Consider the following 15,895-nt stretch of genomic DNA (forward strand, 5'->3'; position numbering starts at 1 on the left):
GTGAGAAGGGTGTTCAGGTCGGTCGTCACAAACTGATCTTGAACACCCTTCGCCCGTCTTCGACTACCGCCTCGACTTACGCATTAATCGTCTAGTGGAACAACGACGCGTGCGCGACCGCCCACTCGACGAACGGAATGCCCGGGCGGCCCAGCACCCGTGAGGTCGCCGCACGCTTGCGCGCCTGACGGTCAACGAGGCGCGCGGCCGCCCACTCGGCGTGGGCCGTGCCCGGACACCCTAGACGCCGCGGGCGAGATCGGCTGCGGATACTCCGCCACCTCGGCGCCGCCGCCCGCTTGCGCGCCTAGTGGAACAACGACGCGTGCGCGGCCGCCCACTCGGCGAACCTCATGCCCGGGCGGCCCAGCACCCGCGATGCGGCCGCACCTCGCGAGCCGCACGGACAACGACGCGTGCGCGGTCGCCCACTCGGCGAACGTCACGCCCGAGTGCCCCAGCGTTCGCGACCGCGGCAAGGGCACTCCGTGCGCCGCCACCCGCTTGCGGGCCTAACGGAACAACGCCGCATGCGCGACCGCCCACTCGGCGAACCTCATGCCCGGGCGGCCCAGCACCCGCGACACCGCAGGCGAAACCGGCTGCGGGTGCTCCGCCATCTCGGCGCAACCGTCCAGGTACCAGGCGGCCGCGTCCGCGCCCATCGTCTCCGTCAGGTCGGCCAGCGCGTCCGCGTGGGAGACCTCGACCAGCGGGATCTCCCGCCCCAGCGCCTGCCCGATCTGCTCCACCAGCTCCGCGCGGGTGAGCGTCTCCGGCCCGGTCAGCCCGTACGCCGCGCCTTCGTGGCCGTCCTCCAGCAGAACCTTCGCCGCGACGGCCGCGATGTCCTCCAGCGCGATCGGCGCGTTCGCCGCCCGCGGGTACGCCTCGCGCACCTCGCCGCGGCTCCGGATCTGGTCCGCCCAGATCGTCGTGTTCGTCATGAACTCGCCGGCTTCCAGGTGCGTCCACGGGATGCCGGAATGCTCCACCGCCTTTTCGATGTCGTACCACCAGCTGCCCTCCGGCCCGGCGAGGTCGACGATCCGCGTCACGCCGGCCTCCCTGGCCAGCGCGGTCACCTCCCGCACCGTGCGGGTCAGCGGCGCCAGGTACATCCGGTCCACGCCCTCCAGTGCGCGGGGCAGCGTCTCGACGCGGCCGAGGTAGCCCTCGACGACCTCCACCTCGGGCGGCAGCGCGGCCCGCACCGGATCGGTGGTGAGCGCCCGCACCTGCGACGCGCCCGCGGCGAGCAGCTCATCCACCACCAGCCGGCCCACGTTCCCCGTCGCGCCGGTCACCAGGATCCGCATGTCGTCCTCCCCAGAATGGAACATCAATGTTCCACAACAGTACTCCTATGCTCCGATATGGCAAGGCGGTAGTTTGTCGCCGTGAGCACCCGCGACCGGACCCGCAGCGCCATCCTCAGCGCCGCCGCGACCCTCCTCGGTCGCGACTACCAGGCGAAACTCGCCGAGATCGCCGACGCGGCCGGGGTCGGGCGGACCACCCTGCACCGCTACTTCCCGGATCGCGCGACCCTGATCAAGGCCGCGGTCGTGGACTCGATCGCCGCCATCGAGTCCTCCGTCGCCGACGCCGCCATCGACCAGGGACCGGCGCTGGACGCCATGCGCAGGCTGGTCGCCGCGATGGTGGCGGTCGGGGACCGGCTGGTCTTCCTGTTCGGCGACCCGAGGGTGCTGGCCGAGTACGGCCCGGACGGCGGCACGCCGCCGGACGATCCGGTGATCGCCCTCATCGAACGCGGGCAGGCGGAGGGCGTGTTCGACCCCGGGCTCACTCCACAGTGGATCCAGCGGGTCCTGTGGGCGCTGGTGTACACCGGGCACACCGAGGGCGAGCTGTCCGGCGTGCCCCGGCACGGCATCGTGGACACCGTGGTCAAAACGTTGCACAACGGAATCACCCGATCTTGATCTTCGCGGCCGGTTCACCCCCGCTCACACGCTCGTTCACCGCCCGTTCCCGCCCGCTGGCTTACATCGGAGCACGTGTGGGGAGTTCTTGACGCCGAGCCGGATGAGCTGAACAACGCCGCAGATCACTTAGGCGACGTACTGGCCAAGTTGGACGATTCGCCGCTCGCCGGGATCGTGGCGACCGCGGACGTCTACGGCGACCCCGCTCTGGCGAGCAGGCTCGGCGAGTTCACCGGGCTGGCACGCATCGCCGCGCGCTTGCTGCAGGAGCGGGTCGGCCTGACGCGCACCGCGCTGCGGGACACGGCCACGCTGTTCCAGGGCACCGAGCTCGACAACGAGGCCGCCATCCGCCGGGCCGGCCGGTGAGCGCGGAGCTCGGCTCCACCGACGATCCCCGCGCGCTCGTCCCCGGCTCTCCGGACACGATCGCCGAGCACGTCCGCACCCTGCTCGACCAGGCGAAGCAGTTCGAGGGCGTCGGCTCCGGGCTGGCCGGCTTCGGCGTGCCGGGCTGGCAGGGCGCTGCCTCCGACGCCTTCGGCGAGCTGGTCGACCTGCTGCCACCGCAGTGGCTGAAGGCGGCCGACAGCCTGGCGGCCGCCGCGGGCGGGCTGAGCCGCTACGCCGACACGTTGCGCTGGGCGCAGGAGCAGGCCCGGGAGGCGATCGAGCTGTGGAACGACGGCCGCCGCGCTCTCGAGCGAGCCGCCGGGCAGGCCGCCGAGGAGGCCGCGGAAGAAGCGGTGCGGCAGGGTGAGCAGCTCCAGCAGCAGGCGCGGGAAGTGCTCGACCGGGCGCGCGACCAGCTGGAACGCGAAGCCGTCGAGGCCGCGCGGGTCATCGGCACGATCGAGGCCGCGGCCGGCAGCGCGATCGGCGGTCTCGTCGACGCGGTCACCAGCGGGTGGGACGCCAGTGGCAGCTCGTCGGTCAAGACGTGGGAGAACGGCAGCAAGTTCATTCCGCCGGAGCACGGCAAGCTGGGCCGCTACCGCTACTACGCCTACCTGCTGCACCAGGTCGCCGAGGGCAAGCTCCAGAAGGGCGACCTGACGCTCAGCGGCAAGGTCGAGACCATGGTCGGCATCGAGACCAACCTCCAGGCGGCGCTGAACAACAAGGGCCTCATCCTGGAGGCCGAGACCATCGACGGCGTCAAGAGCACCGCGACCGGCCGCGTCGACTACGGCGTCCTCGGTCTCGACGGCAAGGCGGAAGCCATGTTCGGCGTCCGCGGCCGCGCCGGGTTCAAGGCCACGAAGGAGGCCGTCGAGGCCAAGGCCGGAGTGTTCGCCGGGGCGCGCGGCAGCGTGCGTGGCGCCGTCGACGTCGGTGGCGTCGGGGCGGGCGCGACCGCGGAGGGCTGGGCCGGCCTCGGCGCCGAGGCCGGGTTCACCGTGGGCAAGGGCGAGGACGGCAAGTTCCACATCAAGGGCAACGCCGGGGCGGCGCTCGGAATCGGCGGCGAGGTCGGGTTCGACCTGCAGGTCGACGGGCACAAGGTCGCGGAGACCGCGAAGTCGGCCGCGAACGCGGTCGGCGACGGCATCGAGGCGGCCGGCGAAGGCATCAAGGACTTCGGCGAGGACGTCGCCGACGTCGGCAAGTCCCTCAAGGGGTTGTTCGGATGACACTGCCCGTTCCGGTCCACTTCGGACTGCCCGACGGCTGGGAACCGGTGCCGTCGCGGGACGCCGCCTTCGCCGCGGCGCGGTCGGCCACCGCCGGGATCATGCTGACCGGCGGGATGTGGCCGGTCGCCACGCCGTTGCGCGAGGTCGCCGCCGAATCCGCGCGGGAACTGCGCGAAACGGCCGACGAGGTGACCGTGCTCAGCGGTGAGGAGATCGGCGACGGCGGTTTCGTGCAGGAACTGCGGTTCACGGTCGGCGACGAAACGTTCGTGCGCAGCGAGGTCCACCTCGCGATGGGCGAGGGGGCGGGACAGCGCGCCGTCGTCCGCGCCGTGCTGACCTGCACACGCGCGGAGTTCGACGCGCTGGCCGGCGACTTCCGCGAGTTCGTCGGCTCACTCGGACCCGACGTCTAGTGCGGGCGGGGCCGGATGGTCACGTCGGAGATGTGCGCGTCCGGGCCGGCGGTGACCGCGGACAGCACCGCCGCGGCGACCGAGTCCGGCCGGAGGTACTGGTCCGGGGCGTACTCCTTGCCCTCGCCCGCGATGATCGCCTGCTGCATCTCGGTGTCGGTCCGGCCGGGGTAGACCGAGGTGACGCGGATGCCGGGCTCCTCGGCGCGCAACGCGTCGGCGAACGCGCGGACCGCGTGCTTGCTCGCCGCGTACGGGCCCCAGCCGGCGCGGGCGGACAGGCCCTGGCCGGAGTTGATGATCACCACGTGCCCGTGCGCGGCCCGCAGCGCGGGCAGCAGCAGCCGGGTCAGCTCCGCCACGGCGACGACGTTGACCTCGAAGTTCTTCCGCCACGCCGAGGGCGCGGCCTGCTCGACGGTGCCCAGCTCAGCCGTGCCCGCCGAGTGGACGAGCACGTCCAGGCGGTCGATGCCGGCGACCGCCGCGCGCACGCCGTCGAGGTCGCTCAGGTCCACCGGCCACGGCTCGGCGTTCGCCGACTCGGCGGCCTGTTCGGCGAGCGCGTCGACGTCGCGGCCGCCGAGCAGCACGCGGTACGCAGGCGCGAGGGCGCGGGCGACGGCGGCGCCGATCCCGCGGGAGGCACCGGTCACGATGGCGAGGGGACTTTCCGGCATGCCCCTACGTTAGGTGGTTGATCCCGGACCGCTGGAGGAGATCCCGTTGTCGCAGTCCCTCCGCGCCCGGCGGGCGCGCCACGCCCGGGTCTCCGCCGCGTTGGCGCAGCTCAGCGACCCGCGGCTGACCGCGTCGCTGGAGTCCGCCCGGCCGCTCGGCGCGGGCATCGGCGGCACCACCTGGCTCGCCGACGTCGGCGGGGTGCCGGTCTTCGTGAAGCGGGTGCCGGTCACCGAGGTCGAGCTGGCGCACCCGGGTTCGACCGCCGACCACTACGGGCTGCCGGTGTGGTCGCACTACGGGGTCGGCTCGGCAGGCGGCGGGGCCTGGCGCGAACTGGCCGCGCACGTGCTGACCAGCGACGACGTGCTCGCCGGCGGCAGCGAGAACTTCCTGCTGCTGCACCACTGGCGCGTCCTCGACGCCGGGCCGCGGCCGGTGCCGACCGCGGCCGAGCGGGCGGAGCGGGTCGCGTTCTGGCACGGCCACCCGGGCGTGCGGCGGCGGCTGGAGGCGCTCGCCGCGGCGCCGGCCGACCTGGTGCTGTTCCTCGAACACGTGCCGCACGACCTGCACGGCTGGATGCACGAGGGCGCGTGCGGGATGGCCGAGCGGGACCTGACGGCCATCACCCGGTCGCTGAGCCGGCTCGGGTTGTGGCACTTCGACGCGCACTTCGGCAACACCCTCACCGACGGCGAACGGCTCTACCTCACCGACTTCGGGCTGGCGGCCGCGTCCCGGTTCGACCTCACCACCGCCGAGCGCCGGTTCCTCGCCGACCACGCGACCCACGACCGGAGCTACGTGCTCACCCACCTGGTGAACTGGATCGTGCGCGAGCTCGGCGGCATCGCCGACGTCCCGCTGCGCAACACGGCCATCCGCACCGGCGACCTCCCCGCGCTGCCACCCGCGGCGGCGGACGTCGTGCGGCGGCACGCGCCGGTCGCCGCGCTCGTCAACGACTTCTACTTCCGGCTGCACACCGAGAGCCGGATGACGCCGTACCCGCGCAACGAGATCGAACGTGTTCTGGGCAGATCTTGACGAACCACTCGAACGTGGCATGCAATGCGGGGATGTCGACGAGGACCATCGCCGAGGGTGACCGCGTGCTGGGCAAGGTCGCGCTGCGGATCATGCCCTTCCTTGCCCTGCTGTACTTCGTGAACTACCTGGACCGCGTCAACATCGGCTTCGCGGGGCCGAACGGGATGAACACCGAGCTCGGCCTGACCGCGACCGCGTTCGGGTTCGCCTCCGGGATCTTCTTCCTCGGCTACCTGACGCTCGAGGTGCCCAGCAACCTCGCGCTGCACCGGTTCGGCGCGCGCCGGTGGCTGGCCCGGATCATGATCACCTGGGGGATCGTCGCGACGGCGCTGGCGTTCGTGCCCAACCCCACGACGCTGGTGATCATGCGGTTCCTGCTCGGCGTCGCCGAGGCGGGCTTCTTCCCCGGCATCATCCTGTACCTGACGTACTGGTTCCCGGCGGCGCAGCGGGCCAAGGCCGTCGCGCTGTTCATGGCCGCCGTGCCGGTGTCGTCGGCGATCGGGGCGACCGTGTCCAGCCTGCTGATCGCGCACGGGCACGGCGTGTTCGGGCTGTCCGGGTGGCGGTTCATGTTCCTCGTCGAGGGCATCCCGGCGATCCTGCTCGCGTTCGCGACCTGGTTCTACCTGACCGACCGCCCGGAGCAGGCGAAGTGGCTCACCGAGGACGAGCGCCGCTGGCTGACGACCGAACTGGACAACGAGCGCAAGGCGACCGAGGCCGAGCACCACTGGCCGCTGCGCAAGGCGCTGACCCACCCGCGCATCCTCGGCCTGGCATTCGTGTACTTCGCGATCGCCTACGGCCTGTACGCGCTGGGCTTCTTCCTGCCGACGATCATCGCCGGGTTCGGCCAGGAGTTTGGCACGAAGCTGTCCACCGTGCAGGCCGGGCTGGTCACCGCGATCCCGTACGTCATCGCCGCGGTGGTGATGGTCTTCTGGGCGCGGCACGGCGACCGCACGCGGGAGCGGAAGTGGCACGTCGCGCTGCCGATGATCGTCGGCGGCGTGGCCATCCCGGTCGCGCTGTACCTGGGCAACCCGTACGCGGCGATGGTCGCGGTGACGATCTGCGCCGTGGGGGTGTGCGCGGCGCTGCCGACGTTCTGGGCGCTGCCCTCGACGTTCCTCTCCGGCGCGGCGGCCGCGGGCGGCATCGCGCTGATCAACTCGCTGGGCAACATCTCCGGCTTCGCGGCGCCGTACGTGACGGGCTGGCTGCGGGACCTGACCGGGTCGCAGCGGACCGGCCTGTGGGTCGTCGGCGCCTGCATGCTCGCCGGGGCGCTCGTCGCGCTGGTGCTGGGCGCCCGGCCGCGGTCGGATTCCGCTCGAACGGTCGACTCACGGCCCTGAACGTGGAACTCGCGGAGCCCGGGGAGCTTGGTCCCCGGGCTCCGTCGTGCCGTCAGCGGCGCTTGCGCCACACCGAAACCACCGCCGGGCGAGGCAGGTTGTCGCCGCCGTCCGGCCAGTGCGACTGCGGGTTCTGCACGGTGCCGCCCTCACCGGGGTGCTGCACCGCGACCGTGACGAAGTCGCTCGTCACGTTGGGGCCGCAGGTCTCCGCGCCGATCGGCACCGTGAGGAACTGCTTGACCTGGCCGCGGTTCGGGCCGTCGACCGGCACCGCGAACAGGCCGTCGTTCATGCCCAGCGCATTGCCGTCGGTGGAGATCCACAGGTTGCCGTACGGGTCGAACGCCACGTTGTCCGGGCAGGAGATCGGGCTGACCTGGTCCTTCGGGAAACCGCCGAAGTAGGTGTCGGCCGTGGCCGGGTCACCGCAGACCAGCAGCAGGCGCCAGGAGAACTTCGTCGAGGCCGCGTCGCCGCGGTCCTCCTCCCACTCCAGCACGTGGCCGTTCTTGTTGCCGATGCGCGGGTTCGCCTCGTCGACGCCGGCCTTGCCCGCCGCGCCGCGGTCGCTGTTGTTGGTCAGCGCGGCGTAGATGCGGCCGTTGACCGGGTTCGGCTCGATGTCCTCCGGGCGGTCCATCTTGGTCGCGCCCGCCTTGTCCGCGGCCTGGCGCGTGAAGACGTAGACCTCCTCGGCGGTGAACCCGTCCACGAAGGACTTGTCGCCGCTGGCCAGCGGGATCCACTCGCCGCGGCCGTCGAACTCGCCGTCGGACGGGAGCTTGCCGGTGCCGTCGATCTGGCTTGCCGGGCTGTCGCCGGTGAACTTGCCGACGTACAGCGTGCCCTCGTCGAGCAGCGCCGAGTTGTGGCGGCGGGCGTGGGCGCTGGTCCCCGGCTTGTACTTGCCCTTCGACACGAACTTGTAGATGTACTCGAAGCGCTCGTCGTCACCGGAGTAGACGGCGACCCGGCCGTCCTTGGTGATCTTGACGTTGGCGGCCTCGTGCTTGAAGCGGCCCAGCGCGGTGTGCTTGATCGGCGTCGAGTTCGGGTCGTTGGGGTCGATCTCGACGACCCAGCCGAACCGGTTGACCTCGTTGGGCTCCTGCGGCACGTCCCAGCGCTTGTCGAAGCGCTCCCACTTGCGGGTCGAGGTGCCCTTGCCGATGCCGTAGCGGGTCAGCCGCGCCTGCTCGACCGGGTCGCTGATCTTGTCCGAGTTGGCGAAGTACTGGTGGAAGTTCTCCTCGCCGGACAGCACCGTGCCCCACGGCGTCACGCCGCCGGCGCAGTTGTTCTGGGTGCCGCGCACCTTGGTGCCGGTCGGGTCGGCGGAGGTCTTCAGGTACTTCGAGCCCGCGGCCGGGCCGCGCACCTCGAAGGTGGTGTCCAGCGTGATGCGGCGCCCGTAGCGGCTCGGCACGACCTCGAGGCCGCCGTCGCGCTGCTTCTCCACGAGCACGACGGACAGGCCGTGCGCCGCCCAGCCGATCTTGACCTGCTCCTCGGTCGGGTTCGCCGAGTCGTACTGGCCCGCCGGGAACATCTGCGTCTCGGTCGTGTACTCGTGGTTCACGACCATCAGGAAGCGCTTGCCCTGGCGGTCCTGCGGGATGAGCCCGACGAAGTCGTTGTTGTAGCCGAACTGCTTCGCCTGCGCGGCCGCGGTCTGCTTGGCGATGTCGAACTTCGGCGCGCCGGTGACGACCGGGTCGCCCCAGCGGATCACGACGTTCTGCTCCCAGCCGTCGGGGATGACGACCGCGTCGGCCTTGTTCGGCGCGACCGGGGTGAAGTCCGTGCCCGGCACGGGGCGGCCGGGGCGCTTGCCGGCGAGCGCGGGCGGGACCGCCGCGGAGGCGGTGGCGCCGGCGTTCAGCGCGGCGAACCCGCCGGCCGCGGCGGCCATCATCGCGCCGGCCTTGAACGCGCCGCGGCGCGACATGCCCTTGACGACATCACCGAAGTACTCGTTCGAAGACTCGTTGGGCGCTTCGTGAGCGCACTGGTTGCCGCAGCGGTAGATGCACGTGGTGGCGGCCCGGCCGCTCGTGTGGGTAAGGAGGGGCAGCAGCCGCCCGGGGGTGAAGGACACCTGGTCTCCAGTCACTCAGTCAGGGGAAACGCTGGTGACGTTAAGCGACAGAGGCCAGGTGTCCTCAAACTACAGGTGAACGGCAGTCAAAGCTCTTCCCCGACGAGAGCCGCCTCACGCGGCACGCGGTGCGGATCCGCGCTGTTCGTCCGGACCGCGAGGAGACCCCCGGCCAGCACGCACAGGACCGCGGCGATGACGAACGGGGCGTGCTCCGACCCGAGCCATTCGGCGACGTGCCCGACGAGGGTGGCGGCCACGGCGCCGCCGAGCCAGCGGCAGAAGTTGTAGCCCGCGCTGGCCACCGGACGGGGCGCGCCGCTGATCGACATCGCGGTGCCGGTGAACAGCGTGTTCAGCAGGCCGGAGACCAGCCCGGACACGATCACGCCGACCACGATCACCGGCTTGCTCGGCACCACGAGCACCACCATCAGCACCGCGTAGCCGAGCACGGACACCACGGTCGCGTGCCGCTCACCGAGCCGGGCCGCCAGTTTCGGCGCGAGCACCACCCCGGCGACCGCGACGCACAGGCCCCAGCCGCAGAAGATCAGCCCGACCGCGACGGCGCTCCAGTCCAGCACGAACGGCGTCCACGCCAGGACGGTGAAGAACGCGGCGGTGTAGAACGCCGAGCCGATCGAGGTGCGCAGCAGGCCGGCGTGCTTCAGCGCGCGCAGCGGGTCGAGCAGCCGGATCGGGGTCCGCTTCTCATGCTTGTCGCTCGCCAGGAAGATCGAGCACAGCACCAGGGCGGCGGCCATCAGCACGGCGGTGCCGACGAACGGGCCGCGCCAGGAGATGCTGCCGAGCAGGGCGCCAAGCAGCGGCCCGACCGCCAGGCCGACGCCGAGCGCCGCCTCGTAGAGCAGGATCGCGCCGGCCTGCCCGCCGGTCGCGGCGCCGACGATCACTGACAGCGCGGTGGCGATGAAGAACGCGTTGCCAAGACCCCACACCGCGCGCAGGGCGACGAGCTGTTCGATCGACCCGGCCGCGGCGCACAGCGCGGTCGCGACCACGATCAGCGCCAGCCCGGTGAGGACCGTCCGCTTCGGACCGAACTTCGCGCTCGCCGCGCCGGTGACCAGCATCGCGATCACCTGGACGCCCAGGTAGGACGAGAACAGCAGCGTCACCTGGGACGGCGTGGCGTGCAGCCCCTCGGCGATGGACAGCAGGATCGGGTCCACCAGTCCGATCCCCATGAACGCGATGACCGCGGCGAACGCCGTGATCCACACCTGCTTGGGCTGGTTCTTCAGCGCGTCCAGCAGGCTCCCGTGACTGTGACTGCTCATGCGAGCAGCTCCTCCTTCTTGACCGGATCGATGAGCCTCCGCAAGGCCGGCAGCGCGGCGTCGATCGCGTCGCGGTCGGCCGGATCCAGGGCGGCAAGGCGCTCGCGCAGGAACTCCTCGCGGGCCGTGATCAGGTCGGTCACGTACCGCGTGCCCGACTCGGTGGCCTCGATGAGCACCGCCCGCCGGTCGTCCGGATCGGGGCGCCTGCTCACCAGGCCGAGCCGCTCCAGCCTGCGGACCAGGTCCGTCATCGACGGCTGCCGCACGCCCTCCAGCTCGGCGAGGACGCTCATGCGCCGCGGGCCGCCGTGGACCAGCTCGCTGAGCACCGATCCCTGGGTCAGGGTGAGCTGGTGCTGCGGGGTCAGCCGCCGGACCACGTAGTAGAGGCGGAAGACCAGCGGGCGCAGCTCGTGCGCGAGCTCTGCTACTCCTGGATTCACTTAGCTATACTAAGCTTTTATTGCTTAGGTTGTCTAAGTTAATCGGCTCACAACCAGCACCGCGCCGCCGAGGGTGACGGCGCCGGCCACCACGAAGGCGCTGCCCAGGCCCGCACCGGTCTGCACGACCGCGCCCAGCACCGCCACGCCGAGCACGGCCCCGATCTGCCTGGTCGTACTGCTGATCCCGGACACCAGCCCGCCCTCCCGCGGGCTCACCGCCTGGATCGCGGCCCCGGTCAACGGCGACATGGCCAGCGCGAACCCGATCCCGGTGAGCGCCAGCCGCCACCACACGTTGCCGTAGCCGGTGTCCGCGTCCACGAACCCCAGCACCAGCAGGCCCAGCCCGGCCAGCACCAGACCGCTGGTGACCACGACCCGGAAGCCGTGCCGCGCCGCGAGCCTTCCCGCGAACGGGCTCACCACCACCATGCCGAGCGACGCGGGCAGCGTCCGCAACCCGGCCACCAGGACCGAACTGCCCTGGACGTGCACGAAGAACTGCGAGAAGAAGAACGACGAGCCCATCAACGCGAAACCCACCACGACCATCGCCGTGTTCGACACCGTGAACAGCCGCTCCCGGAACAGCCGCAACGGCAGCATCGGCGCCGTCCGGCGGGCCTCCACGGCGACGAACCCGGCGAGCACCACCACCGCGACCGCGAAGCTGCCCAGGATCAGTGGCGAAGTCCAGCCGCGCGATCCGCCCTCGATCAGGCCGTAGGTCAGCGCCCCGACGCCCAGGACCGACAGGACCGTGCCCGGCACGTCGATCGACGGCGCCTCCGAGTTGCGGGACTCGCCCAGGACGCGCACGCCGGCCACCAGCAGGACCGCGCCGACGGGCACGTTCACCAGGAAGATGGCAGGCCAGGAGAAGGCCTCGACCAGGAGGCCGCCTGCCAGCGGTCCGGCGGCCAGGCCGATCCCGCTGAACCCGGCCCACAGCCCGATCGCCCGGACGCGCTCGGCCGGTACCGGGTGCGCGGCGCTGAGCAGGGCCAGCGACGCGGGGCTGAGCGCCGCGGCCCCGATGCCCTGCAGCACCCGTCCGGCGATCAGCCATCCGATCGACGGCGCGACGGCGCACACCACGGACGCCGCCGTGAACACCGCGACCCCGGCGAGGAACACGCGCTTGCGGCCGAACCGGTCGGCGAAGACCCCGCCGGACAGCAACAGCATGGCGACCAGCAGCACGTAGGCGTCCACGATCCACTGCAGGCCGCTGAGCCCGACGTGCAGCCGTTCCCGCATGTCGGGCAGCGCCGCGCCGACGATGGTGCTGTCGAGCAGCACCATGAACTGGCCGAGGCAGGTCAGCGTGAGCAGCACCGGCCGGCTCACGGCGCGCGTTCCGATCTCCGTCATGGGACCGGACCATAATTCGATAATCCCGAACTGTCGAACTGTTTGCTACGCTCGACCCATGCGATCGCTACCCCACCCCGCTCGCGAGTCGCTGGCACTCGCGCCGGTGCTGCACGCGCTCGGCGATCCGGTGCGGCTGGAACTGGTGCGGCGCGCCTCCGGCAACCCCGGGTCGACCTGCGCCGTGCTGGCCGACGGCCTGGACGTGCCGATGTCGACCCTGACCAACCACTGGCGGATCCTGCGGGAGGCCGGCGTGATCACCATGACCGTCGACGGCAGGCACCGGCGGATCCAGGTCCGCGGCGACGACCTGGGCGAACGCTTCCCCGGCCTGCTCGACCCGATCCTGCGCCTGGCGGCGGGCGAGTAGGTACGGTCACGGGCATGGACGCGGTGGTTTTCGACCTCGACGGGGTGCTCGTGGACTCCGAGCAGACCTGGGACGAGGTCCGCCGGGCGGTGGTCGCCGACCACGGCGGCAGCTGGACGGCCACGGCGACCAGGGCGATGCAGGGGATGAGCACCCCGGAATGGGCGCGCTACCTGGTCGAGCACCTGGGCGCGCGGCTCACGCCGGACCGGATCGCCAAGGTCGTGATCGACCAGATGGCCAAGCGCTACGCGGGCGGGCCGCCCGTGCTGCCCGGCGCCGCGGCAGCCGTGCGCGCGGTCGGCGAGCGGTACCCGGTGGCGATCGCCAGCTCGTCACCGCCGGTGCTGATCCAGGCGTTCCTCGAGGCCACCGGCCTGACCGGCCTCGTCGAGGTGGCGCTGTCCAGTGAGCAGGTCGCCGCGGGCAAGCCGGCGCCGGATGTCTACCTGGAAGCCGCCCGCAGGCTGGGCAAGGACCCCGCGCGGTGCGCCGCCGTCGAGGACACCACCAACGGGCTCAAGGCAGCGCTGGCCGCGGGCATGACCGTCTACGCCGTGCCGAACCCGCACTTCCCGCCGGATCCGGCCGTGCTGGCGCAGGCCCACCGCGTGCTGGACACCGTCGCGGACCTGCCCGCCGCGCTCCGGGACTGAAAAAAAAGGGGCCCGGTCCAGGACCGGGCCCCTGGGCACTCAGCGCTCGATGTCGCCGGTGATGAACTTCTCCACCGCGTCCCGCGCGGTCGAGTCGTCGTACTGCTCCGGCGGCGACTTCATGAAGTAGGACGACGCGGACAGCAGCGGGCCGCCGATGCCGCGGTCGAGGGCGATCTTCGCGGCGCGCACCGCGTCGATGATGATGCCCGCCGAGTTCGGCGAGTCCCACACCTCGAGCTTGTACTCCAGGTTCAGCGGCACGTCACCGAAGGCGCGGCCCTCCAGCCGGACGTAGGCCCACTTGCGGTCTTCCAGCCACTGCACGTAGTCCGACGGGCCGACGTGGACGTTGGCCTTGCCGAGGTCGCGGTCGATCTGCGAGGTGACGGCCTGGGTCTTGGAGACCTTCTTGGACTCCAGGCGCTCCAGTTCCTTCATGTTCTTGAAGTCCATGTTGCCGCCCACGTTCAGCTGCATGGTGCGGTCGAGCTGGACCCCGCGGTCCTCGAACAGCTTCGCCAGCACGCGGTGCGTGATGGTGGCGCCGACCTGGGACTTGATGTCGTCACCGACGATCGGGACACCCGCGTCGGTGAACTTCTGCGCCCACTCCGGGTTCGAGGCGATGAAGACCGGGATCGCGTTGACGAAGGCCACACCGGCGTCGATGGCGCACTGGGCGTAGAACTTCTGGGCCTGCTCGGACCCGACCGGCAGGTACGAAACCATCACGTCGACCTGGGCCTCGCGCAGCGCGGCGACGACGTCGACCGGCTCCTCGTCGGACTCCTCGATGGTCTCCTGGTAGAAGCGGCCGAGACCGTCCATCGTGGGGCCGCGCAGGACCGGCACACCGAGCGGCGGCACGTCGGTGATCTTGATCGTGTTGTTCTCGCTGGCGAGGATCGCGGACGACAGGTCCTGGCCGACCTTCTTGGCGTCGACGTCGAACGCGGCCACGAACTCCACGTCACCGACGTGGTACTGGCCGAACCGCACGTGCATCAGGCCGGGCACCCGCGAGGCCGGGTCGGCGTCGCGGTAGTAGTGCACCCCCTGCACCAGCGACGCCGCACAGTTTCCGACGCCAACGATGGCCACCCGTACGCGGCCGCTGTTGTCGCCCATGCCGGTTTCTCCTTCGTTCAGTGATGTCTTGCCGATTTCGGATGCGGTCTCAGCTCTGAAGCCCGCGGTTCTGCTCGTCCTGCTCGTGCGCGATCAGTTCGTTCAGCCAGCGCACCTCGCGCTCGCTGCTCTCCAGCCCCAGGCGGTGCAGCTCACGCGTGTACCGGTCGATCTTCTCCTCGGCCCGGGCGAGCGCCGCCCGGAGTCCTTCACGGCGTTCCTCGACCCGGCGGCGCCTGCCCTCCAGGATCCGCATCCTGACATCGGCCGGTGTCCGGGAGAAGAAGGCCAGGTGGACCCCGAACCCTTCGTCCTCCCAGGTCTGCGGCCCGGCGTCGACGAGCAGCTTCGCGAAGTGCTCCTTACCCTCCGCTGTGAGCTTGTACACCGTCCGAGCCCGCCGGCCCCAGCCCTTGACGGGCTCTCCGGCTCCCCCGACGTCACTGTCGGCCTCTTCGATGAACCCCGCCCGCTGCAACCGGCGCAAGGTCGGGTACAGCGAGCCGTACGAGAAGGTGCGGAACATGCCGAGCGTGTCGTGCAGCCGTTTGCGCAGCACGTAGCCGTGCATCGGTGCCTCGTGCAGCAGCCCCAGGATGGCGAACTCCAGCACGGTGCACCCCCTTTCGAGGACTTCCACGACACTCCGGCAACCTAACGCCGAATTATATCGGGCCGATACATCGAAGTGGTGTAGCCAACACCAACGATCACCCAATGCGCCCTGAACCACACCCGTGATGTTCACCAGAGCGTTATCGAAAGGTCGGCGTGTCGCACACGCGGTCCAGACCGTTAGTCCGCACAGCTCATGGCGGACACACGACGGCCACGTACTCTGTCACCGTGCAGAACCAGCGACAGGTGGTGGACTACGCCCTGCAGCGCCGAGCGCTGCTGGCCGGCGTCCGCTCCGGTCGTGTCGGCACGCGCGACGTCTGCGACGCCGATCCGTACCTGCTCAGAGCTGCCCGGTTCCACGGCGAACCGAGCGACGCCCCCTGCCCGCTGTGCGGGAAGGACGGCCTGACGAACGTGTCCTGGGTGTTCGGGGAACAGCTCAAGCACGTCTCCGGCTCGGCGAGGACACCGACGGAACTGGCCCGCCTGGCCAACCTGGTCGGGGAGTTCAACGTCCATGTGGTGGAGGTGTGCCGGACGTGCCGCTGGAACCACCTGGTGCGTTCGTACGTCTCGGGCAACGGAACCCCGCACGGCCCGTCCCGGAGGACGGCCGGGCAGTGAGGGGACGTAGCGCAGCGCTGGCACTCGATCACAGAACGGCGCCCGGTGTACCGCCGGTCTGGGAGGCTCACTCGTGAACGACCACCGCAATCGCTCCTGGCCTGGTCAGGAGCCTGATGAACCCCGTCGTGCCCAGTGGCCGCGCGAGGGCGGCGGCCC

The 15,895-nt window shown here is 71.1% G+C and carries 17 protein-coding genes; 9 read left to right on the plus strand and 8 right to left on the minus strand.

Going from position 1 to position 15,895, the window contains the following annotated elements; genetic code table 11:
- Positions 1-512: 512 nt before the first annotated feature.
- Positions 513-1,343 carry an NAD(P)H-binding protein gene (locus ABZ215_RS09380; protein ID WP_354948996.1) on the minus strand — a complete coding sequence of 277 codons (831 nt, stop codon included), beginning with the start codon at positions 1,341-1,343 and terminating at the stop codon, positions 513-515.
- Between the two features lie 57 nt (positions 1,344-1,400).
- On the opposite strand from ABZ215_RS09380, the gene ABZ215_RS09385 reads away from it, so the two are divergent.
- From ABZ215_RS09385 to ABZ215_RS09400, 4 genes are all read left to right on the plus strand, one after another.
- The gene (locus ABZ215_RS09385) at positions 1,401-1,949 is read left to right on the plus strand and encodes a TetR/AcrR family transcriptional regulator (protein ID WP_354948997.1); all 549 of its coding nucleotides are present in this window, start codon (positions 1,401-1,403) and stop codon (positions 1,947-1,949) included.
- 150 nt (positions 1,950-2,099) lie between these two features.
- Positions 2,100-2,321, plus strand: a complete 222-nt coding sequence (locus tag ABZ215_RS09390; protein WP_354948999.1) for a hypothetical protein — start codon at positions 2,100-2,102, stop codon at positions 2,319-2,321.
- Positions 2,318-3,586 carry a putative T7SS-secreted protein gene (locus tag ABZ215_RS09395; protein WP_354949001.1) on the plus strand — a complete coding sequence of 423 codons (1,269 nt, stop codon included), beginning with the start codon at positions 2,318-2,320 and terminating at the stop codon, positions 3,584-3,586. Before ABZ215_RS09390 ends, ABZ215_RS09395 begins: the two co-directional genes overlap by 4 nt.
- On the plus strand, positions 3,583-4,005 hold the full coding sequence (locus tag ABZ215_RS09400) for a hypothetical protein (RefSeq protein ID WP_354949003.1): 423 nt from the start codon (positions 3,583-3,585) through the stop codon (positions 4,003-4,005). The genes ABZ215_RS09395 and ABZ215_RS09400 overlap by 4 nt, the downstream gene beginning before the upstream one ends.
- Here ABZ215_RS09400 and ABZ215_RS09405 read toward each other — a convergent pair.
- Complete coding sequence (locus ABZ215_RS09405) at positions 4,002-4,685, minus strand: SDR family oxidoreductase (RefSeq protein WP_020423013.1); 684 nt, start codon at positions 4,683-4,685, stop codon at positions 4,002-4,004. The genes ABZ215_RS09400 and ABZ215_RS09405 overlap by 4 nt on opposite strands.
- A gap of 13 nt (positions 4,686-4,698) precedes the next feature.
- Here ABZ215_RS09405 and ABZ215_RS09410 point away from each other — a divergent pair, with 13 nt between their 5' ends.
- Together ABZ215_RS09410 and ABZ215_RS09415 are read left to right on the plus strand one after the other, a co-directional pair.
- Positions 4,699-5,736, plus strand: a complete 1,038-nt coding sequence (locus ABZ215_RS09410; protein ID WP_354949005.1) for a hypothetical protein — start codon at positions 4,699-4,701, stop codon at positions 5,734-5,736.
- Between the two features lie 32 nt (positions 5,737-5,768).
- Entirely contained in the window at positions 5,769-7,103 is a 1,335-nt protein-coding gene (locus tag ABZ215_RS09415) for an MFS transporter (protein WP_354949007.1), read from the plus strand.
- A gap of 52 nt (positions 7,104-7,155) precedes the next feature.
- Here ABZ215_RS09415 and ABZ215_RS09420 read toward each other — a convergent pair whose 3' ends face one another.
- The 4 genes from ABZ215_RS09420 to ABZ215_RS09435 form a co-directional block, all read right to left on the minus strand.
- Positions 7,156-9,204: a PhoX family phosphatase gene (locus tag ABZ215_RS09420; RefSeq protein WP_354949097.1), complete on the minus strand. Its 2,049-nt coding sequence runs from the start codon at positions 9,202-9,204 to the stop codon at positions 7,156-7,158.
- A gap of 86 nt (positions 9,205-9,290) precedes the next feature.
- Positions 9,291-10,508, minus strand: a complete 1,218-nt coding sequence (locus tag ABZ215_RS09425) for an MFS transporter (protein WP_354711835.1) — start codon at positions 10,506-10,508, stop codon at positions 9,291-9,293.
- Positions 10,505-10,954 (minus strand): MarR family transcriptional regulator, encoded by a 450-nt coding sequence (locus ABZ215_RS09430; protein WP_237335875.1) that lies wholly within the window; start codon positions 10,952-10,954, stop codon positions 10,505-10,507. Before ABZ215_RS09430 ends, ABZ215_RS09425 begins: the two co-directional genes overlap by 4 nt.
- 33 nt (positions 10,955-10,987) lie before the next feature.
- Positions 10,988-12,331: a DHA2 family efflux MFS transporter permease subunit gene (locus tag ABZ215_RS09435; RefSeq protein WP_354949010.1), complete on the minus strand. Its 1,344-nt coding sequence runs from the start codon at positions 12,329-12,331 to the stop codon at positions 10,988-10,990.
- 58 nt (positions 12,332-12,389) lie between these two features.
- On the opposite strand from ABZ215_RS09435, the gene ABZ215_RS09440 reads away from it, so the two are divergent.
- A complete protein-coding gene (locus ABZ215_RS09440) occupies positions 12,390-12,704 on the plus strand; it encodes a helix-turn-helix domain-containing protein (RefSeq protein ID WP_027936620.1) in 315 nt (104 codons plus the stop codon).
- 14 nt (positions 12,705-12,718) lie between these two features.
- Positions 12,719-13,360 carry an HAD family phosphatase gene (locus ABZ215_RS09445; protein ID WP_237335872.1) on the plus strand — a complete coding sequence of 214 codons (642 nt, stop codon included), beginning with the start codon at positions 12,719-12,721 and terminating at the stop codon, positions 13,358-13,360.
- Between the two features lie 39 nt (positions 13,361-13,399).
- Here ABZ215_RS09445 and ABZ215_RS09450 read toward each other — a convergent pair whose 3' ends face one another.
- Positions 13,400-14,491, minus strand: coding sequence for an inositol-3-phosphate synthase (locus ABZ215_RS09450; protein WP_237335871.1), 1,092 nt, complete (start codon positions 14,489-14,491; stop codon positions 13,400-13,402).
- A 49-nt stretch (positions 14,492-14,540) separates the two neighbouring features.
- On the minus strand, positions 14,541-15,104 hold the full coding sequence (locus ABZ215_RS09455) for a PadR family transcriptional regulator (protein ID WP_017985876.1): 564 nt from the start codon (positions 15,102-15,104) through the stop codon (positions 14,541-14,543).
- 233 nt (positions 15,105-15,337) lie between these two features.
- Here ABZ215_RS09455 and ABZ215_RS09460 point away from each other — a divergent pair, with 233 nt between their 5' ends.
- Positions 15,338-15,736 carry a DUF5318 family protein gene (locus ABZ215_RS09460; RefSeq protein WP_020423024.1) on the plus strand — a complete coding sequence of 133 codons (399 nt, stop codon included), beginning with the start codon at positions 15,338-15,340 and terminating at the stop codon, positions 15,734-15,736.
- Positions 15,737-15,895 lie beyond the last annotated feature (159 nt).

Source organism: Amycolatopsis sp. NPDC006131 (assembly GCF_040614175.1).
Taxonomy (GTDB): domain Bacteria; phylum Actinomycetota; class Actinomycetes; order Mycobacteriales; family Pseudonocardiaceae; genus Amycolatopsis_E; species Amycolatopsis_E tucumanensis.